The sequence below is a fragment of the Microvirga aerilata genome (genome assembly GCF_016743775.1).
Lineage (GTDB): Bacteria > Pseudomonadota > Alphaproteobacteria > Rhizobiales > Beijerinckiaceae > Microvirga > Microvirga aerilata.
Genome location: NZ_JAEQMY010000291.1, coordinates 1 through 1,240 on the forward strand (window position 1 = coordinate 1; position 1,240 = coordinate 1,240).

A 1,240-nucleotide genomic window follows, 5' to 3' on the forward strand; every position below is an offset into this window, starting at 1 on the left:
GCCCTGGTCGACCTGTGCTGCCGTCCGGGCAAAGCCGGTGCCATAGGCGGTTTGGTTTTGCTCATACGGTTGCATCGGAGTCCTTTCTCGCGGTGTTCCGTGTTCCCTCGAAGGGCTGAGACGTCAGCCCTTGGCCGCCGTTTTTCGGCGACACTCAAAATATGAGATGTCGCCGGCCTTTCCGCAAGGGGGAGCGTCAAGCTTCAACGCTTCGTGAAAAAGAAGAATGAGGAGCAGAGTTGAAGCTGCTCTTCACCGGACCTCGCACGCTTCTCTATAACGCCGTCAGGCTGCGGGAGCCTTAAAGGTTTCTTAAGTATTGTGCCGGCTTTTGACTGAGGATCCGCCAGGTTCCCAGCAGCCCTAATCCAACGCTCACCAGAACCGCGAGCGCAGAAGCCAGAAGGGCTCCCGACAAGTCTAAGGTAAAGCTTAGGTTCATGACCCGGGTGATGATGAAATAGGCCGCGAGAGTTCCGGCCAACAGGCCGAACACGGCCGTCGCCAGACCTAAGACGCCGTATTCCAGAGCATAGGCGGAGAGCAGCCGGGCGCGGGTGGCGCCGAGGGTTTTCAGCACCACCGCGTCGTAGAGGCGGGCGCGCTGGCCGGCCGCCAGCGCACCGGCCAGCACCAAGAGGCTCGCGATGAGGGCGATGGAGCTCGCCCCGCGAATCGCCATGACGAGCTGGGACACCACGTCGTTCACGGCCTCCAGCGCATCCTTCACCCGCACGCTCGTGACCATGGGGTAGGCCTGAGCGGAGCTGCGCAGGATGCGGGCATCGAGGTCGGCACTCGAGCCGTTCGGGAAGGTGACGGTGGCCAGATGCGTGTGCGGCGCGCCCGCAAAGGCGTTGGGCGAGAACACCATGACGAAGTTGATGCCCATGGAGCGCCATTCCACCTCGCGCAGGTTGGCGATGGTGGCCGAGATGTTGCGCCCGAGCACGTTCACGGTGATCTCGTCGCCGATCTTGAGGCCCAGCCCTTCGGCGATCCTGCGGTCGAAGGAGACGAGCGGCCTGCCGCGGTAATCCTCTGGCCACCACTCGCCCTGGACCACCTTGGAACCCTCGGGCGGCGCCTTGGCGTAGGTGATGCCGCGGTCGCCCTCCAGAACCCAGGACACATCCTCAGGCGCCTTAACGTCGGCCGCGGGCCGCCCGCCGAGGGTCACGAGGCGGCCGCGCATCATCGGCACGCGCTCGATCTGGGCATCGGTGGCCTGCTGCTTGAG

Annotated in this window: 1 protein-coding gene; it reads right to left on the reverse strand. The window is 64.2% G+C overall.

The annotated features are described in order from the left end of the window. Window positions 1-301: 301 nt before the first annotated feature. Window positions 302-1,240: ABC transporter permease (locus tag JKG68_RS32415; protein ID WP_202066545.1), on the reverse strand; the 939-nt coding region annotated here is incomplete at its 5' end.